This window comes from Bradyrhizobium sediminis (genome assembly GCF_018736105.1).
GTDB lineage: Bacteria > Pseudomonadota > Alphaproteobacteria > Rhizobiales > Xanthobacteraceae > Bradyrhizobium.
On the sequence record NZ_CP076135.1, the window covers coordinates 3,879,447 to 3,903,746 of the forward strand.

19 protein-coding genes are annotated in these 24,300 nt (G+C 64.1%); 8 read left to right on the top strand and 11 right to left on the bottom strand.

From position 1 onward, the window contains the following. Positions 1-11 precede the first annotated feature (11 nt). Positions 12-632, top strand: coding sequence for a D-sedoheptulose 7-phosphate isomerase (locus KMZ68_RS18710; protein ID WP_215612659.1), 621 nt, complete (start codon positions 12-14; stop codon positions 630-632). After that, positions 629-1,171 carry an HAD family hydrolase gene (locus KMZ68_RS18715; protein WP_215612660.1) on the top strand — a complete coding sequence of 181 codons (543 nt, stop codon included), beginning with the start codon at positions 629-631 and terminating at the stop codon, positions 1,169-1,171. The genes KMZ68_RS18710 and KMZ68_RS18715 overlap by 4 nt, the downstream gene beginning before the upstream one ends. Here the strand turns inward: KMZ68_RS18715 and KMZ68_RS18720 are convergent. Beyond that, positions 1,153-2,244: a glycosyltransferase family 4 protein gene (locus tag KMZ68_RS18720; protein WP_215612661.1), complete on the bottom strand. Its 1,092-nt coding sequence runs from the start codon at positions 2,242-2,244 to the stop codon at positions 1,153-1,155. The genes KMZ68_RS18715 and KMZ68_RS18720 overlap by 19 nt on opposite strands. Positions 2,245-2,329: 85 nt before the next feature. Between KMZ68_RS18720 and galE the strand changes: the two genes are divergently transcribed. From galE to KMZ68_RS18740, 4 genes are all read left to right on the top strand, one after another. Next, positions 2,330-3,343 (top strand): UDP-glucose 4-epimerase GalE, encoded by a 1,014-nt coding sequence (gene galE, locus KMZ68_RS18725; RefSeq protein ID WP_215612662.1) that lies wholly within the window; start codon positions 2,330-2,332, stop codon positions 3,341-3,343. 138 nt (positions 3,344-3,481) lie between these two features. Continuing rightward, positions 3,482-5,290, top strand: coding sequence for an ABC transporter ATP-binding protein (locus KMZ68_RS18730; RefSeq protein ID WP_215612663.1), 1,809 nt, complete (start codon positions 3,482-3,484; stop codon positions 5,288-5,290). Positions 5,291-5,333: 43 nt separating this feature from the next. After that, positions 5,334-6,038: a fumarylacetoacetate hydrolase family protein gene (locus tag KMZ68_RS18735; protein WP_215612664.1), complete on the top strand. Its 705-nt coding sequence runs from the start codon at positions 5,334-5,336 to the stop codon at positions 6,036-6,038. Positions 6,039-6,335: 297 nt separating this feature from the next. Then, the gene (locus KMZ68_RS18740) at positions 6,336-9,596 is read left to right on the top strand and encodes a M10 family metallopeptidase (RefSeq protein ID WP_215612665.1); all 3,261 of its coding nucleotides are present in this window, start codon (positions 6,336-6,338) and stop codon (positions 9,594-9,596) included. Positions 9,597-9,838: 242 nt separating this feature from the next. Here KMZ68_RS18740 and KMZ68_RS18745 read toward each other — a convergent pair whose 3' ends face one another. The 5 genes from KMZ68_RS18745 to KMZ68_RS18765 all read right to left on the bottom strand — a co-directional run bounded on the left by KMZ68_RS18745 (position 9,839) and on the right by KMZ68_RS18765 (position 15,962). After that, complete coding sequence (locus KMZ68_RS18745) at positions 9,839-9,994, bottom strand: hypothetical protein (RefSeq protein ID WP_215605812.1); 156 nt, start codon at positions 9,992-9,994, stop codon at positions 9,839-9,841. Positions 9,995-10,158: 164 nt separating this feature from the next. Next, positions 10,159-11,619, bottom strand: coding sequence for a flavin-containing monooxygenase (locus KMZ68_RS18750; RefSeq protein ID WP_215612666.1), 1,461 nt, complete (start codon positions 11,617-11,619; stop codon positions 10,159-10,161). A gap of 157 nt (positions 11,620-11,776) precedes the next feature. Next, entirely contained in the window at positions 11,777-13,207 is a 1,431-nt protein-coding gene (gene ahcY / locus KMZ68_RS18755) for an adenosylhomocysteinase (protein WP_215612667.1), read from the bottom strand. Between the two features lie 77 nt (positions 13,208-13,284). After that, positions 13,285-14,547 carry a methionine adenosyltransferase gene (gene metK / locus KMZ68_RS18760; RefSeq protein ID WP_215605809.1) on the bottom strand — a complete coding sequence of 421 codons (1,263 nt, stop codon included), beginning with the start codon at positions 14,545-14,547 and terminating at the stop codon, positions 13,285-13,287. A gap of 59 nt (positions 14,548-14,606) precedes the next feature. Next, complete coding sequence (locus tag KMZ68_RS18765; RefSeq protein ID WP_215612668.1) at positions 14,607-15,962, bottom strand: hypothetical protein; 1,356 nt, start codon at positions 15,960-15,962, stop codon at positions 14,607-14,609. Positions 15,963-16,109: 147 nt separating this feature from the next. Between KMZ68_RS18765 and KMZ68_RS18770 the strand changes: the two genes are divergently transcribed. Continuing rightward, complete coding sequence (locus KMZ68_RS18770; protein WP_215612669.1) at positions 16,110-17,825, top strand: caspase family protein; 1,716 nt, start codon at positions 16,110-16,112, stop codon at positions 17,823-17,825. 195 nt (positions 17,826-18,020) lie between these two features. Then, a complete protein-coding gene (locus KMZ68_RS18775) occupies positions 18,021-19,490 on the top strand; it encodes a glycosyltransferase (RefSeq protein WP_215612670.1) in 1,470 nt (489 codons plus the stop codon). Between the two features lie 80 nt (positions 19,491-19,570). Here the strand turns inward: KMZ68_RS18775 and KMZ68_RS18780 are convergent, their stop codons facing one another. The 5 genes from KMZ68_RS18780 to KMZ68_RS18800 form a co-directional block, all read right to left on the bottom strand. Continuing rightward, positions 19,571-20,689 (bottom strand): cobalamin-independent methionine synthase II family protein, encoded by a 1,119-nt coding sequence (locus KMZ68_RS18780; protein ID WP_215612671.1) that lies wholly within the window; start codon positions 20,687-20,689, stop codon positions 19,571-19,573. A gap of 81 nt (positions 20,690-20,770) precedes the next feature. Beyond that, positions 20,771-21,487, bottom strand: a complete 717-nt coding sequence (locus KMZ68_RS18785) for an ABC transporter ATP-binding protein (protein WP_215612672.1) — start codon at positions 21,485-21,487, stop codon at positions 20,771-20,773. Beyond that, positions 21,480-22,232 carry an ABC transporter ATP-binding protein gene (locus tag KMZ68_RS18790; protein WP_215612673.1) on the bottom strand — a complete coding sequence of 251 codons (753 nt, stop codon included), beginning with the start codon at positions 22,230-22,232 and terminating at the stop codon, positions 21,480-21,482. Before KMZ68_RS18790 ends, KMZ68_RS18785 begins: the two co-directional genes overlap by 8 nt. Further along, positions 22,229-23,260, bottom strand: a complete 1,032-nt coding sequence (locus KMZ68_RS18795) for a branched-chain amino acid ABC transporter permease (protein WP_215612674.1) — start codon at positions 23,258-23,260, stop codon at positions 22,229-22,231. Before KMZ68_RS18795 ends, KMZ68_RS18790 begins: the two co-directional genes overlap by 4 nt. A gap of 7 nt (positions 23,261-23,267) precedes the next feature. Further along, positions 23,268-24,137: a branched-chain amino acid ABC transporter permease gene (locus KMZ68_RS18800; protein WP_215612675.1), complete on the bottom strand. Its 870-nt coding sequence runs from the start codon at positions 24,135-24,137 to the stop codon at positions 23,268-23,270. Positions 24,138-24,300: the final 163 nt, after the last annotated feature.

The window sequence follows — 24,300 nt, forward strand, 5'->3', positions numbered from 1 at the left end:
GATGGTGCGCGTTGAGCCAAGATTCGAACGATTCGCGAGATTCGAAAGACCCGATTGGAGCCCATCTCGGCCGATCGCTCGCAGCGCTGGAGCGGGCGACCAGGGATGCAGGCCTGCTCGCCGCCGCGCGCGCCATCGCGGCCGCCATGATCGCCGCACTCCGCGCCGGCAACAAGCTCATGATCATCGGCAATGGCGGCAGCGCCGCCGACGCCCAGCACATCGCCGCCGAAATCATCGGCCGCTACAAGCAGGACCGGCCCGGCTACGCCGCGCTGGCGCTGACCACCGATACCTCGGTGCTAACAGCCGTCGCCAACGATTACGGTTTCGAGCAGGTGTTCGCGCGGCAGGTCGAAGGGCTCGGCCGGCGCGGCGACGTGCTGCTGGCGCTTTCCACCTCGGGACGTTCGCCCAACATCATGGCGGCATTGCGCAAGGCGCGCGACATCGGGCTCGTCACCATCGGCTTCACCGGGCTCAAGGGCGAATCGCTCGGCGCGCTCTGCGATCACCTGCTGGTCGCGCCGACCGACGACACGCCGGTGGTGCAGCAGATCCACCTCGCGGTCGCCCACGGCATCTGCGACGAGATCGAGCGGACCATGATGCGCGAGGCGCTTCGAAAATGAGCGGCGCCGATCCCGCCCGCTCGACGCCTCGCCCCGCCGCCTTCCTCGACCGCGATGGCGTCGTCAATCACGACGACGGCTATATGAGCACACGGGAGCGGATCCGCTGGATGCCGAACGCGGCCAAGGCGATCCGCCGCCTCAATGACGCCGGCTATTTCGTATTCTTCTTCACCAATCAGTCCGGCGTGGCGCGCGGCTACTTCACCGAGGACGATGTCGGCAAGCTGCACGACTGGATGCTCGAAGAACTGGCGGCGCAGGGCGCCCGCGTCGACGACATCCGGTATTGCCCGCACCATCCGGCGGGCACGGTCGCCGGCTATCTCGAAGATCATCACTGGCGCAAACCGGCGCCGGGCATGATCCACGACCTGATGGAACACTGGCCGGTGCGCCACGAAGGCAGCTTCGTCATCGGCGACCGCCCCACCGATATCGAGGCGGCGGAGGCCGCAGGGCTTCCGGGATTTCTGTTCGAGGGCGGCGACCTCGACGCCTTCGTCGCCGGCGTGATGGCTCAGACCAGCGCGCGGTAGACTTCCGCGATCCGGTTCGCCTCCGCCTCGAGGCTGAATTTCTCCAGCACCCGCGCGCGGCCCCGCTCGCCCATCGCCATCGCCGAAGCGGGATCGCGCAGCAGCGGCTCCAGCGCGGCCACCAGCGCATCGACGTCATCCGTCGGCGTCAGCACGCCGGTGACGCCATCCTCGACCACGAGTTCGGCCGCGCCCGCGCGCGAGGCCACCAGCGCCGCGCCCGCCGACATCGCCTCGATCAGGGTCAATCCAAAACCCTCGTTGCGCGAGGTGAAGGCGTAGATCGTCAGCCGCTGGTACCAGCGCGGCACCTCCTCGATCGGCAGTTCACCCAAAATAACGATGCGCGACTGCAGGCCCGCCGCCTCGATCCGTTTGCGCAAGTCGTCCGCGAAGGCGGTTTGCTCGGGCGTGATCGCGCCGACCATGACTGCGGTGAAATCGGGATAGCGCGGCAGCAGCCGGCACATCGCGTCCACGAACACGTCGCTGCCCTTTTGCGCGCGCACCCGGCCGAAGCAGCCGATGGCGTAGCGGCCCGGCAATCCGGACTCCGCAAACGCCGCGGCGCGATCGCGCGGCGGCGCGTAAGCGTCGGTATCGACGCCATGCGGAATGACGGTCGCCTGCACCTTGAGAAACGATGCCGAGATGTCATTGGTGGCGATGATCGCGTCCATTTGCCGGATCAGCCAGCGCGTGATCCAGGTGTGGTGGCGCTGCGCCGCCGAGGTGAATACGAGCTTCAGCGGCCAGCCGAGCGACCGCAGCACGACGCCCACGATCATCTCGTTGTTGCGCCGTGCATGCCAGATCAGGGAACCGCGGCGGCGCCATAATTTCACGAGGTCCGCAGCCCCGATCCGCGCGATGCCGTCGGGCGCATCGGGGCCGAGCCAGCCGGCGCGGAACATTTTCGCCAGCTTCGGCGCCACCATGCGGTTGGTCGCGGTGACGCCGGAATAGCGCCTGTGCAGATTTGGCACGATCAGCTGCAGATTATCCGCGGAAATGTTCTCGTTTGCCACGTCGGGCTCCGTTTCGCGAGATTTCCTATACGCAACATTAAGCATAGTGACCAGTTCGCCTGCGCCGAAACCCACTCTTCACCGCGCCCCGGATAGCATCGCGCGGATAAATCGGGAGATGGGTGAGCTCATGACTGTGCTTGTCACCGGCGGCGCCGGCTATATCGGAAGTCACACGGTTCTTGCGATGGCGGAAGCCGGCGAAAGCGTCGTCGTGGTCGACAATCTCTCGACCGGATTCTCCGCATTCGTGCCCGAAGGCGTGCCGCTGTTCATCGGCGACGCCGGCGACGAGAACCTCGTCGAGGGCGTGATATCGGCGCACGACGTCAAGAGCATCGTTCATTTTGCCGGCTCCGTGGTGGTGCCCGATTCGATGCGCGATCCGCTCGCCTATTACCGCAACAACACCATGACCACGCGCAGCCTGCTGAACGCGGCGGTGAAGTGCGGCGTCAGCCGCTTCATCTTTTCGTCGACCGCGGCGGTGTATGGCAATCCGGATCAGGTTCCGGTTCCCGAGAGTGCGCCGACGCGGCCGCTGTCGCCTTACGGCTTCTCGAAGCTGATGAGCGAAATCATGCTGCATGACGTCGCCACCGCGCACGGCATGAACTACGTCGCGCTGCGCTACTTCAACGTGGCGGGTGCCGACCCCAAGGCGCGCATCGGGCTTGCCACCGTCGGCGCCACGCATCTCCTGAAGATCGCGGTCGAGGCGGCCACCGGACAGCGCGCCAAGGTCGACGTGTTCGGCACCGATTATCCGACGCCGGACGGCAGCTGCATCCGCGATTTCATCCACGTCAGCGACCTCGCGCAGGCGCATCGCGCGGCGCTGTCGTATTTGCGTGACGGCGGCCAGTCGGCGACGCTGAATTGCGGCTACGGCCGCGGCTATTCGGTACTGGAGACTATCGAAGCGGTTCGGCGCGTCTCCGGGCGCAATTTCGCGGTTCAATATGCGCCGCGCCGGCCCGGCGACATCATGACCATGATCGCCGACACCACCCGCATCAAGAGCATGCTGGACTGGACGCCGCAATACGACAATCTCGAGACCATCGCCAGGCATGCGCTGGCGTGGGAAGAGAAACTGTTCCACGAGCGCCATGGCGACCTGCAGCAGGCGGCATCGGCCTAAACTCGGCCTGAAATCTCCTGCGGCGCAAGCCCTGATTTGGCTTGAAAAACCGGCATATAGCGGGCAAGGAGACGGACGTTTCGCAAGCCAACCCTGACGCGCGGGCGGGAGCCTGCCGGCGCTGTCAATGGAACGCGGATGACCGAATTTCCGAAGAAAATCACTGACGATCCCTATGGCGCAGCGATCCTGATTCGCCGCCTGATCAACGAGCAGGGCCTGACCTACTGGCGGCGCTATCTGCTCGCCTTCGTGCTGATGGCGGTCTCGGCCGGCGCAACGGCGCTGTCGGCCTATATCCTCGGCGAGGTCATCAACAAGGCCTATGTCGACAAGGATGTGCGCGGCATCGCGATCCTGTCGGGGGTCACCGTCCTGATCTTCATCCTCAAGGGTGTTGCGACCTACGGTCACCAGGTGATCCTGTCGAAGATCTCCAATGCCATTCTCGCCAACAACCAGCGCCGATTGTTCGCCAAGCTGATGAGCGAGAGCGTCGGCTTCTTCTCGGAGCGGCATTCGTCGGAATTTCTGGCGCGGCTGACCGCGGGCGCGGCTTCCGTGACGCAGGTGCTCAACCTCCTGATCAATGCGCTCGGCCGCGACCTGCTGCTGCTGATCGGCCTCGTCGCCGTCATGCTGATGCAGGACCCCTACATGGCGCTACTCGGTTTCGCGGTGGCGCCGCCGGCGATGCTGGTGCTGCGCAAGCTGGTGAAGCGGATCAAGGGCCTCGCGCACAACCAGTTCACCGGCACCGCCGACATTCTCGAAATCATGCAGGAATCGCTGCAGGGCATCCGCACCGTGAAGGCGTTCACGCTCGAACAGACCATGCGCGAGCGGATCGACACCTCGATCGCCGCAGTCGAGCGCAACGCCAACAAGATGGCGCGGGTCTCCAACCGGTCGAGCCCGCTGATGGAGACGCTGGGCGGCTTCGCGGTCGCGGCCGGGCTGATGTATGGCGGCTACAGCGTGGTCGCGATGGGCGCAACGCCCGGTCAGTTCTTCTCGTTCCTGACCGCGTTCCTGATGGCCTATGAGCCGGCCAAGCGGCTGGCGCGGCTCAATATCGAGCTCAACAGCAACCTGATCGGCGCTCGCAAATTGCTGGAGATCGTCGACAGCCCCTCCAGCGAGCCCGTCGACGACGACAAGCCGGCGCTCAAGCTGATCGACGCGCGGGTCGAGTTTTGCGACGTGACGTTCGCCTACCGTCCGGACGAGCCCGTGCTCAACCGCATGAGTTTTGTCGCCGAGCCCGGCAAGATGACGGCACTGGTCGGCCCCTCCGGCGGCGGCAAGTCCACCGTGCTGGCGCTGCTGCTGCGGCTCTATGAAGTGAACGACGGCGCCGTCCTGATCGACGGGCAGGCCATTTCCGGCGTATCGCGAAAATCGCTGCGCCAGCAGACCGCCTATGTCGGGCAGGACGTCTACCTGTTCCGCGACACCATCGGCGCCAACATCGCCTTCGGCAAGATCGGCGCGACGCAGGACGAGATCGTGGCTGCCGCCCAGGCCGCCTGCGCGCACGAGTTCATCATGGGCTTTCCGCTCGGCTACGACACCCCGGTCGGCGAGCACGGCACACAGCTGTCCGGCGGCCAGCGCCAGCGCATTGCGGTGGCCCGCGCGCTGATCAAGAACGCACCGATCATCCTGCTGGACGAAGCCACCGCGGCATTGGATTCAGAGTCCGAAAAGCAGGTCCAGGAGGCGATCGAACATCTCTGCCGGAACCGCACCACCATCGTCATCGCCCATCGCCTGCACACCATCATGCACGCCGACGCCATCCTGGTGGTCGAGGGCGGCGAGATCGTCGAGCGCGGACGGCACGACGATCTGTTGCGCCGCGGCGGGCGCTATGCGTCGTTCTTCCGCCTGCAGCATCGCGAAGCGGGGCCGCTGACGCTGGCGCCGATCAGCGCAACCGCGTAAAGCTACCTGCCGACTCCTGCCCTCAACCCTCGCCGAGACCGTCATGAACGCAACAGCCTACGTCATTCCCGCTTCCCCGCAGCCCTCGCTTCCCGTCGTCGGCGAAACGAAATCCTATCCGGTCCGGCGCATCTGGTGCGTCGGCCGCAATTATCTCGAGCACATCCGCGAGATGGGCAATGACGAGCGGGCGCCGCCGTTCTTCTTCGCCAAGCACGCCGACATGCTGGTCCCGGATGGCGCCACCATCCCCTATCCGCCGCTGACCAAGGATCTGCACCACGAGGTCGAACTGGTCGTCGCCATGAAGAGCGGCGGCCTCAACATACCGGCCGACAAGGCGCTCGATCACGTCTACGGCTATGCGGTCGGCATCGACCTCACCCGCCGCGACCTGCAGATCGCTTCGCGCAAGAAAGAGCGGCCGTGGGAAGTCGGCAAATCCTTCGACTATTCCGCGCCCTGCTCCGCGCTGCAGCCGGCCGCCAAGATCGGCCATCCCGCCAAGGGCAGGATCTGGCTCACAGTCAACGGCAAGGAACAACAGAAGGGCGACCTCACCGAACTGATCTGGAGCGTGCCCGAGATCATCTGGCAGCTGTCGCAGCAGGTCGCGCTCGCCGCCGGCGACATCATCATGACGGGAACGCCGGCCGGCGTCTCCCAGCTCAACCCCGGCGACAAGATCGAATGCGGCGTCGATGGCGTCGGCACGCTGAAGGTTTCGATCGGCAAGCCGGCGGCATAAGCCGGCCCTTTGCGGCCAGGCCGCCGACAACAGGGCTCCGGACCCCGGTCCGGGGCCCTTTTTTGCGTCGCGGCGGGCGATTCCGGCTCGGCCGCGCTCTATCCTGCCCCCAGGAGAACTACGGGGTACGCCGCTGAGGCCAGGGGAATTCTGCGGACACATTTGACGGCTCTGCTGCAATTGAAGCCTCCGCCGTAAAGGTTTCTAAACGAAAAGCTATCCGTAATATGGTGAAAAAGGCATTGGCACCGATTCGGCGGAAAATTCCAGCGTCCGACATCTGGAGATAGGCGTCACTTGAGCAGCTTCTCGAAGAAGTCCTGGTTCGGCGCCGTCGGCGATGGCGACGAATCTTTCCCGCTCGCTCCGGCTGCAGCGGTTGATGCCGGCACGGTCAATTCGGTCAACAGCGCAGCCAAGCCGGTCGCAACGATCCCGCAGCTCGCCGATTACCTGATCAACGGCTTCTGGCAATACAACAGCACGTCTGCCCACCACTGGGCCTCGTCGACCATCAGCTACAACCTCAGCGGCCTCAACGCCAACGAGCAGATGCTCGCGCAATCGGCGCTGAATGCCTGGCACGAAGTTGCCAACCTGACCTTCGTTCAAACCTCCGGCGCCGCGAACATCACGTTCACTCACAACGGCACGATGACCGCCTATGAATATGACGACGACAGCGGCTCCGGAATCATCCATTGGGCCGTCATCAACATCAGCGCCGACTGGATCACGAACGATGGCGGCGCAAATGACGGCCGGACCGGAATCGACAGCTACGGATACCAGACCTACATCCACGAGATCGGTCACGCGCTCGGCCTGGGTCACCAGGGTCCCTACAACGGCAGCGCGAGCTATTCGACCGACGCGATCTATGCCGACGACACCTGGCAGTACTCTGTCATGTCGTACTTCCCGCAAAACAGTTACAGCGGCTCGTACCGATACGTGGTCACGCCGCAAATGGCCGACATCTACGCAGTCAATGCGATCTATGGCGCCGCCACCACCCGCGCCGGCGATACCGTTTATGGCTTCCACAACACCGCGGGATCGATATTCGACTTCAACAACTATACCCAGGCGCCCGCGCTGACGATCTACGACAGCGGCGGCAACGACACTCTGGATTGCTCCGGCTATTCAACCGCCCAGACCATCAATCTGCATGCCGGCAGTTTTTGCTCGGTGGGCGGATTGATCAACAACATCGGGATCGCACTCAACGCAATCATCGAAATTGCTATCGGCGGCAGCGGAAACGACACGCTGATCGCAAACGACGCGGGCAACAGGCTGTACGGCGGCAGCGGCATCGATTCCCTGTACGGCGGCAGCGGAAACGATTCGCTGATCGGCGGTATCGGGAACGATACGATCGATGGCGGCGGCGGCACCGATACGGCAGTGTTCGCTGGACTACGCTCGGCGTATCAGGTGACCATTCTGAGCAGCGGGGCCGTGCAGGTTTCCGGTTCCGACGGCGTCGACATGCTGGTCAACGTCGAAGCCCTGACCTTTGACGACCAAACGGTTGCGATTGCACCGAACAACCCGCCGGCGACCCCGACCCCCCATAATCAGACCATGGCGTCCGGGAACTCGGTGGCGCTGAGCACGCTGTTCACCGGCCTGACCGATGCGGACGCCTGGGATTCGGTGACGCAGGTCTGGGTGAGCGATCGCACCGCGGGTAACGGACACCTGACCTTCAACGGCGTCGTGCAAAACGACAACCAGGCGTATGGACCGATCCCGATCGGCCAGCTCAGCCAATGGGCGTTTCTGACGGGCGGCACCGACACTATCGCGTTGCAGACCGTCGATATCCGCGGAGCGTTTTCCGCAACCGCATTCGCGACAGTGAGCGCCTCGGCGCCGGCTCCGAACAATCCGCCGGCGACCCCGACCCCCAACAACCAGACCGTCGCGTCCGGAACATCGGTGGCGCTGAGCACGCTGTTCACCGGCCTGACCGATCCGGACGCCGGGGATTCCGTGGTGCAGGTCTGGGTCAGCGACCGCTCGGCGGGCGGTGGGCACCTGACCTTCAACGGCGTCGTACAAAACGACAACCAGGCGTTCGGCATCCCGATCGGCCAGCTCAGCCAATGGGCGTTTCTGACGGGCGGCACCGACAATATCGCGTTCCAGACCGTCGATAGCCACGGCGCGTTTTCCGCAACTGCATTCGCGTCGGTTAGCGTCTCGGCGCCGGCGCCGAACAATCCGCCGGCGACCCCGACCCCCAACAACCAGACCGTCGCGTCCGGAACATCGGTGGCGCTGAGCACGCTGTTCACCGGCCTGACCGATCCGGACGCCGGGGATTCCGTGGTGCAGGTCTGGGTCAGCGACCGCTCGGCGGGCGGTGGGCACCTGACCTTCAATGGCGTCGTGCAAAACGACAACCAGGCGTTCGGCATCCCGATCGGCCAGCTCAGCCAGTGGGCGTTTCTGGCGGGCGGCACCGACACTATCGCGTTGCAGACCGTCGATAGCCACGGCGCGTTTTCCGCAACTGCATTCGCGTCGGTTAGCGTCTCGGCGCCGGCGCCGAACAATCCGCCGGCGACCCCGACCCCCAACAACCAGACCGTCGCGTCCGGAACATCGGTGGCGCTGAGCACGCTGTTCACCGGCCTGACCGATCCGGACGCCGGGGATTCCGTGGTGCAGGTCTGGGTCAGCGACCGCTCGGCGGGCGGTGGGCACCTGACCTTCAATGGCGTCGTGCAAAACGACAACCAGGCGTTCGGCATCCCGATCGGCCAGCTCAGCCAGTGGGCGTTTCTGGCGGGCGGCACCGACACTATCGCGTTGCAGACCGTCGATAGCCACGGCGCGTTTTCCGCAACTGCATTCGCGTCGGTTAGCGTCTCGGCGCCGGCGCCGAACAATCCGCCGGCGACCCCGACCCCCAACAACCAGACCGTCGCGTCCGGAACATCGGTGGCGCTGAGCACGCTGTTCACCGGCCTGACCGATCCGGACGCCGGGGATTCCGTGGTGCAGGTCTGGGTCAGCGACCGCTCGGCGGGCGGTGGGCACCTGACCTTCAATGGCGTCGTGCAAAACGACAACCAGGCGTTCGGCATCCCGATCGGCCAGCTCAGCCAGTGGGCATTCCTGGCGGGCGGCAACGACACGATCGCGTTGCAGACCGTCGATAGCCACGGAACGTTTTCCGCGACCGCATTCGCGACGGTGACGGCGTCGGCAAACACGCCGATCTCGAACGACACAGTTCACAGCGAAGCAGGCAACACAATTGCCGGTTCATCTGCCAATGACATGATGGCGGGCGGCGGCGGCAGCGATACCTTCGTGTTCGCAGCCAATTTTGGAAAGGACACGATCTCCAGTTTCGAGTCCGGTCAGGACACCATTCAGATCGACCACAGCATTCTCGCAGGCGCTGCGGCGATCCTCTTTGACGCCGCCGACGACGAGCGCGGCAACGTGGTGATCGCCCATGATGAGGGCAATACGATCACGCTGCAAGACAAGACGCTTGCCGGCCTGCATGCCGGCGACTTCCATCTGATCTAATCCGTCTGCGTCATCCGGGTGCGCGCGCCCGTGACGCTTATCAATCGCTCGGTTCAGCTTGACGTCAACGAGTCTGTTTTCCGGCTCAGCGCGGAGAAGGCACCCCTGGCCGGTCGCAGCGTAAGACCAGTTCGAAGGGTCTTTCCGTAGGAAGTCATCCGGCGAGCGCCCCGGCGGCGCGATCAGGGTCTGCCACTACGTCTACCAACAACCGTTGTGAGCCCGGCCTCTTTGCCGGCCCCTCAGCCCCGCGCCATCGCCTGCAGGCCCTTGAAGGTCAGGCGCTTGGGGTCCTTGACGCCGGTGAGGTAGAGCCTGCGGATGAAGGCGGCAACCTGCTCGCGGTCGCAATCGGTCAGCGCCACGATGGCATCGACGGCAATCTTCTGGGCGTCCATGGGCTTCCTCATGCGGTTTCAAGCCCCAGCCGCGCCAGCCTAGGAGTCACCGGTTAATCCGGTGTTAACCGTGTCGCCACGATGAACGATTCGCCTGGGTGCGCGAATACGCGAAACAACGCATGCGGCGTTGGCGCGCAAACCCCGAACCCCTGCTGCACCTCCTACGAATACTGCATCACGCCGTCATCGACCTTGCCGTAGCGCAGCGTGACGATGTCGAGCGCGTAGTTCTGATAGAGCCGCCACGGCCGCTTCGAGCCTTGTTTGGGCATCTTCGCGATCGAGCGCTGCACGTAGCCGGAGGAGAAATCCAGCGACGGCAGTTCGGTGATGCTGGGATCGACATTGTGCGGCATGCACTGCTTGTAGCCGTGCCGGTCCATGTAGTTGATCAGGCGGCAGACATATTCGCAGGTCAGGTCGCATTTCAGCGTCCACGACGCATTGGTGTAGCCGAACGACGACGCCAGATTGGGCACGTCGGAATACATCATGCCCTTGTAGTTCAGCGTTTTCGAGAAATCGACCGCGCGGCCGTCGACGCTGACTTCCATACCGCCGAGCACCTGCAGCACGAGGCCGGTGGCGGTGACAATGATGTCGGCTTCGAGTTCGCTGCCGTCCTTCAGCTTGATGCCGCTCCTGGTGAAGCCGTCGATCTCCCTGGTGACGACGGAAGCACGCTGTTCCTTGATCGCGTTGAACAGGTCGCCGTCCGGCACCAGGCAGAGCCGCTGGTCCCAGGGATTGTAGCGCGGTGTGAAATGGGTGGCGATGTCGTAATTCGGACCGAGCGCCATCTTGACGCCGCCGAGGATCAGTTGCTTGACCCGATCGGGCTTGCGCCGCGAGAGCTGGAAGAAATACATCCCCCAAAGCACATTGCGCCAGCGGATCAGGTGATAGGCGAGCTTCGAGGGCAGGTTGCGCCGCAATTTGTTGGCGACCGGGTCCTGCGCCGGACGCGACACCACGTAGGTCGGCGAACGCTGCAGCATGGTGACGTGACCGGCTTTCTTGGCCATCTCCGGCACCAGCGTCACCGCGGTCGCGCCCGAGCCGATCACCACCACGCGCTTGCCGGCGTAGTCGAGATCTTCGGGCCATTTCTGCGGATGCACGATGCGGCCGGCGAAATTCTCGCGGCCTGAAAATTCCGGCGTGTAGCCTTCCTCGTATTTGTAGTAGCCGGAGCACATGAACAGGAAATTGCAGGTGAAGCGCACGATTTCAGTGGTGCCCTCGCCCGATATGCGTTCGGCTTCCACCGTCCAGCGCGCTTCCGGCGTCGACCACGACGCCCGCCTGACCCGATGATGGTAGCGGACCTTCCTGTCGATGCCGCTCTCGGCCGCGGTCTCGCGGACATAGTTCAGGATTTGCGGCCCGTCGGCGATCGCCTTGGCCTCGGTCCATGGCTTGAACGAATAGCCTAGCGTGAACATGTCGCTGTCGGAGCGGATGCCGGGATAGCGGAACAGGTCCCAGGTCCCGCCGATACAGTCGCGGCCCTCGAGAATGACAAAGCTCTTGCCCGGACACTTCTGCTGCAGGTGATAGCCCGCGCCGATGCCGGAAAGCCCGGCGCCGACGATCAGCACGTCGAAATGTTCTGCTGGCATGGTCGTTTCCCTGACAATCTTCCGGCAATTCGGCTTGCCGTATGGTTGCAATCACTTAACCAGCAAGCCGGGCGAAAATGCAACCGACAAACGAAGGCCCCGGATCGCTCCGGGGCCCCTGATATTTGGCGTCGCGCGCCCCGGAATGACGCTCAAATCAATATCGGTAATGATCCGCCTTGAACGGGCCCTGCGGCTTGACGCCGATATACTCGGCCTGGTCGGGGCGCAGCTCGGTCAGCTTGACGCCGATCTTGGCCAGGTGCAGCCGCGCCACCTTCTCGTCCAGCGACTTCGGCAGCACGTAGACCTTCTTCTGGTACTTGCCGTCCTTGTTGTTGGCGAACAGCTCGATCTGCGCCAGCGTCTGGTTGGTGAAGGACGCCGACATCACGAACGACGGATGCCCCATGGCGTTGCCGAGATTCACCAGGCGGCCTTCGGACAGCAGGATGATGCGGTGCTTGTCGGGGAATTCGATCTCGTCGACCTGCGGCTTGACGTTGGTCCATTTCAGGTTGCGCAGACCTGCGATCTGGATCTCGTTGTCGAAGTGGCCGATGTTGCAGACGATGGCGCGGTCCTTCATCGCGCGCATATGCTCGATGGTGATGATGTCCTTGTTGCCGGTCGCGGTGACGAAGATGTCGGCGCGGGGTGCGGCATCTTCCATGGTGACGACTTCATAGCCTTCCATCGCCGCCTGCAGCGCGCAGATCGGGTCGACTTCGGAGACCATGACGCGGCAGCCGGCCTGGCGCAGCGAGGCGGCCGAACCCTTGCCGACGTCGCCGAAGCCCGCGACCATCGCGACCTTGCCCGACATCATCACATCGGTGCCGCGGCGGATGCCGTCGACCAGCGATTCACGGCAGCCGTAGAGATTGTCGAACTTCGACTTGGTGACGCTGTCGTTGACGTTGATCGCCGGGAAAAGGAGCTTGCCTTCCTTCTCCATGTTGTAGAGCCGGTGCACGCCGGTGGTGGTCTCTTCCGAGACGCCCTTGATGTTCTTGGCGATCTCCGCGAACCATCCCTTCGGCTTTTCCTTCAACAGCTTCTTGATCAACGCGAAGAACACTTCCTCTTCTTCCGAACCCGGCTTGTCGAGGAACTTCACGTCGCCGTTCTCGGCGCGCAGGCCGTGATGCACCAGCATGGTGGCGTCGCCGCCGTCATCGAGGATCATGTTGGGGGTGCCGCCGCCGTGCCAGTCGAACAGCTTGGCGGTGTAGTCCCAATACTCGACCAGGCTCTCGCCCTTCACCGCAAACACCGGAATGCCGGCCGCCGCGATCGCGGCCGCGGCATGGTCCTGCGTCGAATAGATATTGCAGGAGACCCAGCGGATGTCGGCGCCCAGGGCGGCCAACGTCTCGATCAGGACCGCGGTCTGGATCGTCATGTGCAGCGAGCCCGCGATGCGCGCGCCCTTCAGGGGCTGCTTCGGGCCGTATTCCTCGCGCGTCGCCATCAGGCCGGGCATCTCGGTCTCGGCCAGCGAGATTTCCTTGCGGCCGAATTCGGCGAGCGAGATGTCCTTGACGATGTAGTCGGTAAAGGCGGGCTTCTTGGCGGCGGCGGTCATATGATGGATCCCTTAAAAAAGCATATTCCGAAAAGCATTCGTGCTTTCCGGAATACGCAAGACAATTACGGAGAAAGTCAGACCGCGCCCTTCAGCGCGTCGGCAAGATCGGTCTTTTCCCAGGAAAACCCGCCATCCTTTTCCGGCGAGCGGCCGAAATGACCATAGGCCGCGGTGCGGCGGTAGATCGGACGGTTGAGCTTCAGCGTGCGACGGATGTTGGTCGGCGTCAGACGGAACAGCTCCGGCAGGATCTTCTCGAGCTTCTTCTCATCGACCTTGCCGGTACCGTGGGTATCGACCAGGAGCGACATCGGATCGGCGACGCCGATCGCGTAGGCCACCTGGATGGTGCAGCGGTCGGCGAGGCCGGCGGCAACCACGTTCTTGGCGAGGTAGCGCGCGGCGTAGGCGGCGGAACGGTCGACCTTGGTCGGGTCCTTGCCCGAGAAGGCGCCGCCGCCGTGCGGGGCGTAACCGCCATAGGTGTCGACGATGATCTTGCGGCCGGTCAGGCCGCAGTCGCCGTCGGGACCGCCGACCACGAAATTGCCGGTCGGGTTGACCAGGAAGTCGGACGACTTCGCCGGCATCCAGCCCTTCGGCAGCGCCGACTCCACCGCGGTCGAGATCATCTCCTTGATCAGGCCCGGCGAATATTTCTTGTTGTTGCGGCTTCGCTCATTGTGCTGGGTCGAGACCACGACCTTGGTGCAGCCGACCGGTTTGCCGTTGACGTATTTCACCGTGACCTGGCTCTTGGCGTCGGGCTGCAGGTCGGCGAGCTGGCCGTTGCGCCGCTTCTCCGACAGCACCTTCAGGATCTTGTGCGCGAAGTAGATCGGCGCGGGCATGTAGGAGCCCTTCTGGTAGACCTCGCTCTCGGTGCAGGCATATCCGAACATCATGCCCTGATCGCCGGCGCCCTCTTCTTCGCCGCTCTTCTTTTTCTTGGCGTCGACACCCATGGCGATGTCGGGCGACTGGCCGTGCAGCAGAACCTCGACATCGGCGCCATGGTACGAGAAGCCGTTCTGGTCGTATCCGATGTCCTTGACGACATCGCGCGCGATCTGCGTGATCAGCTCGCGGTCGACCACCGACTGGCCGTGGATGGTACGGAACAGCTGGCCGCGGCCTTCGCCGGCGATCACGATCTTGTTGGTGGTGCACAGCGTCTCGCAGCCGAGCCGGGTATTGACGAGACTGTCATCGGCAATACCGAGCTTGACGTCCTTCTCGATGAAGGCGTCGAGGATCGCATCGGAGATTTGATCCGAGACCTTGTCCGGATGACCTTCGGAAACCGACTCGGAGGTGAACAGATAAGACGCGCGCATCAAGAGAACCCCTTGTTTCCGCCAGACCTCGGCGGTCGTTCGAAATGTGTCCTGAAATGTCAGTCGCGACGGCGCGAGATGACGTAGGATTCGTCGTAGAACCAGAGCCCGTTATGCTTGCGCAGAACTTCCCTGGTGGCATCGAGGTAACGGCCGCTTTGAGTCATTTCCGTCAACCGGTCGTCTTCGATCTGGGCGACATACACCGCCGCATTCCACGCTGCAAAGGCCGTCGAGGTTCCGATCGAGCCGGTGACCTCGTTGGGCAGCGCTTCCATATCATACCGGAAGATCGAACGGTTATCGGCGTACGCATTAAAGTTAAGATCGCGGGCCGCAGACCCCAGCTCGTATTTCACCGCGCGCAATAGCTCATGACGGCTCACCGCGAAAGGATTTTCTCCGGGCCAGACCGCCTGGATGATCTCGATCCCGGGATCCTGGCCATGGGAGTGAATTCCGATCAAACGGCCCCCGGCCCGCAGCGCCCGGGCCAGCGGTGCGATGATCCGCTTGGCCCGGAAATTAACCGAGGATTTGGCCCGGTAGGGCTGGGAAGCGATGATAAGGTCAAAATTGGCCTCGGAACGGCCGGCGCGGGGGATGATCGAATCAAGCAGGAACCGGTGGTCCTCCCGGTACAACACGATGGCGACCGGCCGCTCATAGACCGGCATCCCCGAGCGCGGGCTGACATTGGCCCGCCAGTTCTGCTCCAGGAACGGCCCCAGCTCGGCGATCTGGGCCTCGAATTCGCCCGAGGAAGCCCCCCGGAGCGCCACCTCGTGCCAGATCATCCCGGCGGCGGCCGCGGGCGAGGCCGGGGTCAGCCAGGGCGCCTCGGCGTAATACATGTTTGTCAGCACAAAAACGGTCGCCGGGTGCTCGAACAGCCGGTCCGGCACCTTGTCGAGGGTCAGCCGGACATCCTCGAGGCTGAGCTCCTTACCGGCGATATAGAACGGCATATGGGGGAAGCGGCCGTGCATCGACCGCATCACCCGCGCCAGCACCGTGCCGTCGCCGACACCGGCATCGAACACCCTTAGCGCCGGCGGCCGGGGGTGGATGCTGGAAAGTTCCAGCCCCACCCGGTCCGCGATCACCCGCTTCTCGCTGCAGGTATGGACGAACAGCAGGTATTTCTGCCGGTTCTCGAAAAACCGGAAATTGCCTCTGGGATCGCGCTTCTCGGGCGGGACCTCGAGCCCGCGCGGCGGCGGCACCCCGCCGGGCATGGCGGCTGCGATATAGGCATGGATCCGGTCGAGGGTGTCGATGGTGATACGCTTGCCCTCGCGCAAGCGGTGCACCAGCTTGCCGTCATTGACGGCGCGGCGGCCGAAGGTCGATTCCGCCATGTCGGCCTGCCGGCAGAACTCGGAAATCTGGCTGAGAATCTGGTCGTTCTTCATCGGGCTGGATTTGGGCCGGACAGGTGGGCAGCGGCGGATTGCGGGTGCTTGCTACCACCTTCTGCCCACCGATGGAATGAGCGCCTTGAACCCCCGGACCATCCCCGGCAACAAACCGGCGCAAGCTGTTCGATGCCCGGGGATTTCATGCGCCATTTGATTCCGATGCTCGCCTTGGCCGCAATGATGCCGTGGTCGGCGCCCGCCCTCGCGCAAGCGCGCTCGCAGCTCGGGCCGCTCTGCACCACCGCTACCACGCCTGCCGACCAGCAGATCGACGCCTGCAACAAGATCGTCGCGCTGAAGGTGTTCTCCGGCGAGAAACTGGCGACGATCTATTTCTGGCGCGCGGTGGGCTGGAACAAGAAGGGCAATTATAGCCAGGTGATCGCCGATGCCACCGAGGCGCTGCGCCTGAAGCCCGATATCGCGCTCTATAACCTGCGCGGCTCGGCCTATTACGACAAGGGCGAGTACGACATCGCGATTGCCGATTTCAGCGACGCGCTGCGGATCGGCCCACCCGGCGGCATCATCTATCACAACCGCGGCAACGCCTTTCGCGCCAAGGGCGATTACGCGAAAGCCATCGCCGATTACGATTCGGCGATCAATCTCGGCCCGAAGGATGCGTACACCTACCAGAACCGCGGCTCCGCCAAACAGGCGCTCGGCGACCTCGACGGTGCACTCGCCGACATCAACGAGGCGATCCGGATCAACCCGACGCTACCCTCCCCGCTCAACAACCGCACCGTGATCTGGCGCGCCAAAGGCGACTTCGACCGCGCCATCGCCGACGGCACCGAGGCGATTCGGCTCGCCAAGGCCAGGGCGCCGGTCAACATCATGACGCCGCCGGGCAGCGTGCTGATATCGGCCTATGTCCAGCGCGGCCTCGCCTATGAGGCGAAGGGCGACTATGAGCACGCCCGGGAAGACTTCAAGGCAACGCTGGAAGGCGTCGCCGTCGATGCCGCAAGCAAGGCCAATCAGGCCACCGCAAAGGTCCGCCTCTCGCTGCTGTCGGACCCGGTCGCACCACCTTTGCCTACGCCGCGCGCAGCACCGGGGACACCCTCCGCATCCGAGCCGAAGGCGGCGTCGGCGCCGCCGCCAGCCGCGGCCGGAGCTGGTTTCGCCGGCCGGCGCGTCGCGCTGGTGATCGGCAACGGCGCCTATGCCAACGTCAAGGCACTGCCCAATCCGCCCAGCGATGCGCGTTCGGTTGCAAAGAGCCTGCGCGAAATCGGCTTCACCGTCTCCGAAGGCGTCGATCTCGACCGCGCGGCGATGCAGAAGACGACCCGCGATTTCCTGCGCGAGGCGGCGCGCGCGCAGGTCGCCATCGTTTATTACGCCGGCCACGGCGTCCAGATCGACGGCCGCAATTACCTGGTTCCGGTCGATGTCAGGCTGCAGGCCGGCGCCAGCATGACGGACGCCATGATCGACATGGATACGATTCTCGCCGGCCTCGACGACCAGGTCCGCACCAACATCCTGATCCTGGACGCCTGCCGCAACAATCCGCTTGAGCCGCAGGTTGCCTCTGCGGGAGCCAACCGCGCCATCGAAGCCGGATCGGGACTGGCGGCGCCGGCTGCGCTCGGTGCCGGCGCGACGCTGGGCGCGGGAACGCTGATCGCGTTTGCGACCGCCCCGGGCCAGGTCGCGCTCGACGGCGAAGGCGCCAACAGCCCGTTCTCGGCGGCGCTGTCGCGCCACATCGGCACATCAGGGCTCGAGGTGCAGCAGATGCTGACGCGTGTCCGCGCCGAAGTCGTCGCCGCGACCAAAGCCAAACAGGTGCCGTGGTCGAATTCCTCCCTGCTCGGCGAGGTCTATCTGGCGGAGAAGTAGCGAGGGTTGGCCGGCGGCGCGGTTCCGGCCAGATTTTGGGCCCCGCGGGACCAATTCCGGTACAGTTTGCAGCCAGTTCAGTCTAAAACGCGGGACATCGATTGAAAGCGGCCGCGTTTTTTGCGAAACGCGGCGGCCTGTCCGATCGCCTTCCCTGATCAAGAGCCCCAAACTTTGACTCCATCCGAGGCCGTCATGAATCCCGCACGATCCGTCCCCACGGCTTCAGTCGAGCTTTCCAGCCAGCGCAAGCGCGACCTGCTCGACCATTTCGAGACCAACAGCGAGGAACTGGATCGCTGGCGCGAATTCAACGCCGCTTATCACGACGACGACCGCAAGTTCATGCGGTTCCTGATTCCGCCGGGAAAGCGGGTGCTGGAACTCGGCTGCAGCCGGGGAGATTTGCTGGCCGCGCTCGAGCCGTCCTATGGCGTCGGCATCGATTTCAGCGCCAAGGCCATCGAGAAGGCGCGCGCGCTGCATCCGGGCTTGAATTTCGTCCACGGCGACTTCGAAGATCCGGCGACGCTGGCCGCCATCGAAGGCCCGTTCGAATACATCGTGATGGCCGATACCATCGGCCTGTTCGAGGACATCGACGGCACGTTACGGCTCGTGCAGAATTTGTGCTCGCCTTCGACGCGCATCATCATCGCCTATTACTCCCATTTGTGGGAGCCGGTCCTGAAACTCGCCGAGGCGATGGGCCTGCGCAGCAAGCAGCCCAAGATCAACTACATCGCCACCGCCGACTTCAGGAACCTGATGGACCTCGCCGATTTCGAGGTGATCAGCCAGGAGCAGCGGCAATTGCTGCCGCGGCGCTGGCTCGGGCTCGGCCCGTTCATCAACCGCTTCATCGCGCCGCTGCCGGGCATCCGGCAGTTGTGCCTGCGAACCTACCTGGTCGGGCGCCCGGTGCGGCCGTTTCCGGACCGGAAATTCTCCGCCAGCATTCTCATTCCCTGCCGCAACGAGAAGGGTAACATCGAAAACGCGATCCGGCGCATGCCGAAATTCGGCTCCGCCCAGGAAATCCTCTTCGTCGAGGGAAACTCCAGCGACGGCACGTTCGAGGAGTGCGAGCGCGTGCGCGACGCCTACAAGGACAGCTGGGACATCAAGGTGCTGAAGCAGGACGGCAAGGGCAAGGGCGACGCCGTTCGCAAGGGTTTTGCCGCCGCGACCGGCGACGTGCTGATGATCCTCGACGCCGACCTGACGATGCCGCCGGAAGCGCTGCCGAAATACCATGCGGTGATCGAGAGCGGCAAAGCCGAATTCGTCAACGGCACCCGGCTGGTCTACCCGATGGAAAACGAAGCGATGCGCCCGCTGAACTTCATCGCCAACCGCTGCTTTGCCTATCTGTTCAGCTATCTCGTCAATACCCGCCTGACCGACACGCTGTGCGGAACCAAGGTGCTGCTGCGCAAGGACTACGAGGTGCTGGCGCGGGAGCGCGGCTATTTCGGCAACTTCGATCCGTTCGGCGATTTCGACTTGATTTTCGGCGCCGCCAAGCAGAACCTGAAGATTGTCGAGACGCCCATCCACTACAAGGCGCGCACCTTCGGCGAAACCCAGATCTCGCGCTTTCGCGACGGCTGGCTGCTCCTGAAGATGGTCTGGTTCGCCTATCGCAAGCTCAAGGCGGTTTGACTGCGGCCGGTTCGGGCATGCAGGCTCCGCGGCATGCCCGGTTCATGGCCGGTTTCTGGCCGGGCCGGACGAGCGCGAAGCTACTTGCCCCACACCTCGTTTGCGACATCGACCGCGAGCTTCAGTTTCGCCCACTGCTCTTCCTCGGTGAGGAGGTTGCCCTCTTCGGTCGAGGCGAAGCCGCATTGCGGCGATACCGCGAGCTGATCGAGCGGAACGAACTTGCTCGCCTCTTCCAGCCGCCGCTTGATGTCATCCTTCTTTTCCAGTTCGCCCGATTTCGAAGTGATGACGCCGACCACCACGATCTTGTTGCCTTTCGGCAGATAGCGCAGCGGCTCGAAGCCGCCGGCGCGCTCGGAATCGTATTCGAGGAAGTAGCCGTCGTAGTTGGTGCCGGCCAGCATGGTCTCCGCCACCGGCTCGTAACCGCCGGACGAAATCCAGGTTGAGCGGAAATTACCGCGGCAGACATGGGTGGTGATGGTCATGTCGGCCGGGCGCTCTGCGATCGCATAGTTGATGATGCGGGCGTAGATCTCCTGCAGGCCGTCGGGATTGTCGCCGCGCTCGCGGGCTTTGCGCAATTCATCCTGCGAGCAGAGATAGGCCCAGACCGTGTCGTCGAACTGGAGGTAGCGGCAGCCGGCATCGTAGAACGCCTTGACCGCCTTGCGGTAGGTCTTGCCGAGATCCTCGAAGAACGCGTCGAGATCGGGATAGACGTCCTTCGAGATCGACTTGCGGCCGCCGCGGAAGTGCAGCACCGCCGGCGACGGAATCGTCATCTTCGGCATCACATGAGCGGTATCGCACTGCTTCTTCAGGAAGCGGAAGTGGTCCAGCATCGGATGATTGTCCGGGAAGTCGAGCTTGCCGATCACCCGCACCGCGTCATGCCGGGTCTCGACGCCCGCGAACTGGATGCCTGTCTCGGGGTGAAAGAGTTCGCAGCCGGTGAGCTTGGCGAGAAAGTCGAAATGCCACCAGGAGCGGCGGAATTCGCCGTCGGTCGCCAGCTTCAGGCCGATCGAGGCCTGCTTGTGCACGACCTTCTCGATTTCCATGTCCTCGACCTTGCGGAGGTCGTCGGCCGAGATCTCGCCCTTCTCCAGTCTGGCGCGCGCCTCCTTGATGCGCGGCGGCCGCAACAGGCTGCCGACCTCATCGGCGCGGAAAGGGGCTTTGGTTCGCTGCATGGTCTCAACTCCCGAAAATTTTAGGCGTTTTCAAGCGCATTGGATGCCGGCTCGCGTGACGAAATACGCGTCAGGAACGAACTAGTGTGCGGCGGCGCCGGAGACGCCGAGGAAGCGTTCCAGTACCGCCGGATCGGCCTTCAGCGTGCTACTTGCCGCATCATGGACGATCGTGCCGCGCTCCAATATCACAACGCGGTCGGCAAGCCCTAGAATCTTTTGCGCGTGCTGCTCGACAATGATGGAGCAAATGCCGCCGGCGCGGGTAATGGTGCCGAGCGCCTTCAAGAGCTCCTCGACGATGATCGGCGCCAGCCCCTCGGTCGGCTCGTCCAGCAGCAGCACCTTCGGATTGAGGGTCAGCGCGCGCCCGATCGCCAGCATCTGCTGCTCGCCGCCGGAGAGCTCGTTGCCGAAATTGTTGCGGCGCTCCTTCAGCCGCGGAAACATCTCGTAGACCTTGGCGACCGTCCACAGGCCCGGCTGCGCCACCGCGGTCATGTTCTCTTCCACCGTGAGCGAACGGAAGATATTGCGCTCCTGCGGCACCCAGCCGATGCCCGCCCGGGCCCGCTGGTCCGGCCGCATCCCGGTGATGTCCACCCCGCCCAGCGCAATGGTGCCGCCGAAACGGCGGGTGACCCCGACAATCGAATTGATCAGCGTGGTCTTGCCGGTGCCGTTGCGCCCCAATAGCGCCAGCGCCTGGCCTTCCTCGAGACGCAGCGACATATCGGGAAGCACGACGGCTTCGCCGTAACCGGCGCGCAGGCTTTCGATGGCGAGCAGGTCAGGCATCGGTCGCCTCGCCGAGATAGACCGCCTTGACTGCGGGGTCGCGCGCCACCTGGTCCGGCGGGCCTTCCACCAGCAATCCGCCGCTGACCAGCACCGAAATGCGGTCGGCGAACGAGAACACCAGATCCATGTCGTGCTCGATCAGGAGCACGGTGACGTCGCGCGGCAGCGCTGCGACGGCAGCGAGAATATCCTGGCGCTCGCTGGCGGGAACGCCGGCGGCGGGCTCGTCGAGCAGCAACACCCGCGGCTTGGCGGCGATTGCGACCGCGATCTCCAGCAGGCGCTGCTTGCCGTACGGCAAGGTCGCCGTCAGGTCGTTCATCACGTCGAGCAGCCGGAAACGCGCCAGAGTCTCCGCAATCTCGGCATTGACGTCGTCGCGGGTGCCCATCCGGCGCCACCAGTCGCCGCCGCGGCCGAGCCGTTCCGAAACCGCCAGACCGATGGTCTCGAGCGGCGTCAGATCGGCATAGAGCTGGTTGATCTGGAAGGTGCGCGACAACCCGCGCAGCACGCGGGCATGCACCGGCAAATCGGTGATGTCGTTGCCTTCGAGCAGGATGCGGCCGGCATCGGGTTTGAGCACGCCGGTCAAAAGGTTGATCACGGTGGTCTTGCCGGCGCCGTTGGGGCCGATCAGCGCGTGGCGGGCGCCCTGCTCGATCTTGAGCGACAGTTCGCGGGTGACCCGGAGCGCGCCGAACTTCTTTTCCAGCCCTCTGGTTTCCAGCGCAGTCGTCATGACGCGTCGCTTTCGGGAACGGCAACGACGGCCTTGCGGCCGGCGAATTGCCGGATTACCAGGTTCGGCAGCCACAGCGCCCAGCGGTGCATGCGCGCCCGGCCGACCAGCACGATCACCACCAGCACGAGGCCGATCCAGAACTGCCAGTATTGCGGCGTCAGGGTCGAGAACACTTCCTGCAGCATCTTGAATACCACGGCGCCGATCAAACCGCCGTAGAGGTAGCCGGTGCCGCCGATCACCAGCACCAGCATCAAGTCCGCGGAGCGCTCGAACGCGAACACGTCGAGCGAGGCCAGCGCGGTGGTCTGGGTGAACAGCGCGCCGGCGATCCCGGCATAGAAAGCCGACAGCGTATAGACCGCGATCAGGCGGCGGTTGACGGGGATGCCGATCGCGGCCGCCCGCAGCGGATTGTTCTTGATCGCGCGCAGCGACAGCCCGAACGGCGAGTGCACGACGCGGCGCGCCAGCAGGAACAGGATGAACAATACCGCAAGGCAGTAGAAGAAGCCGACCTTGCCGAACATGTCGAACGCGAACAGGCCGAGGATCGGCTGCATCTCGATGCCCTGCAGCCCGTCGGTGCCGCCGGTGATGTTGGAAAAGCGCTCCGCCAGCGCTTCCAGCAGCAGCGCGATCCCCAGCGTCACCATCAGGCGGGTCAGGTCGACGCCCCTGATCACGAGGAAGCTGGTGAGGAAGCCGACCACGGTGGCGACGAGACCGGCGGCAACCAGCGCGACCACCGGCTCGGTGATGATGCCGTGCAGCGCCAGCAGCCCGGCGGAATAGGCGCCGACGCCGAAGAACGCCGCGTGGCCGAGCGAAACGATGCCGGCATAGCCGAGGATCAGATCGAGCGACAGCGTAAACAGCGCCAGCCGCAGGATGTCGGTCATGATCAGATAGCGCGATGGAAACAGGAAGGCGCTGGCCAGCGCGAGAATCCAGAACGCGACCTCGCTCAGGCGCCAGCGCGCGTGCTGCCTGGCATGATATCCAACGTCGGCTTGCGCGGTCATGTCGGCATCATCGCGCAGCCGTGCGGCCGAACAGGCCGTTCGGACGCCAGATCAGGATCACGATCATGATGGTGTAGATCACGAACGGCCCCATCTTGGGCACGTAATACTTGCCGGCGACGTCGCCGATCCCGAGCAGCAGCGAGGCCAGAAACGGCCCGGTGATGCTGGAGGAGCCGCCGACGGTGACCACGATCAGGAAGTAGATCATGAACTTCAGCGGAAAATACGGGTCGAGCCCGAGAATCTCTGCGCTGAGCGCGCCGCCGAGACCGGCGAGACCGCAGCCGAACGCAAAGGTAAAGGCAAATACCTGCGGCACGTTGATGCCGAGCCCGCTGGCCGCGCGCGGATCGTCCACCGCCGCCCGCAGCCGGCTGCCGAACCGGGTGCGCGCCAGCACCAGCTGGAGGCCGGCGGTCAGGAGGCCGCAGATCACGATGATCATCAGCCGGTAGCGGCCGACGCCGACGCCGAAGACATCGATCTGGCCTTCGAGGGCCGCGGGAAGTTTGATGAAGATCCGCGACGATCCCATGATGTAGTCGACCGCCGCCACCGACATGAAGACGAGGCCGACCGAGAACAGCACCTGGTCGAGGTGGCTTCGGGTGTAGAGGTGACGATAGAGCGAGCGCTCCAGCGCCACGCCGATCGCCGCGCTGACGACAAAGGCCAGCGGCAGCGCCGCAAAGAACGGCCAGCCGGATTGATTGACCAGCACCGCGCAGACGTAGCCGCCCGTCATGGCGAATGCGCCATGCGCGAGATTGACGAAATTCATCAGCCCAAGCGTCACCGCCAGCCCGCAGGCCAACACGAACAGCAGCATGCCATAGGCGACGCCGTCGAACAGGATGGTAAACAGCGTGGTCATGAATGCGTGCCGGAAAACTCTGGACTAGAGCCGTTCCGATTGAATCGGAACGGGGCTCTATCTTTTTTTGTTTTGACGCGTTTTCTTCACGCGAACCGGTATCCACTTCGCTTGAAAACGCTCTAGTCATTCCGGGGCAGCGCGCGGCGCTGAACCCGGAATC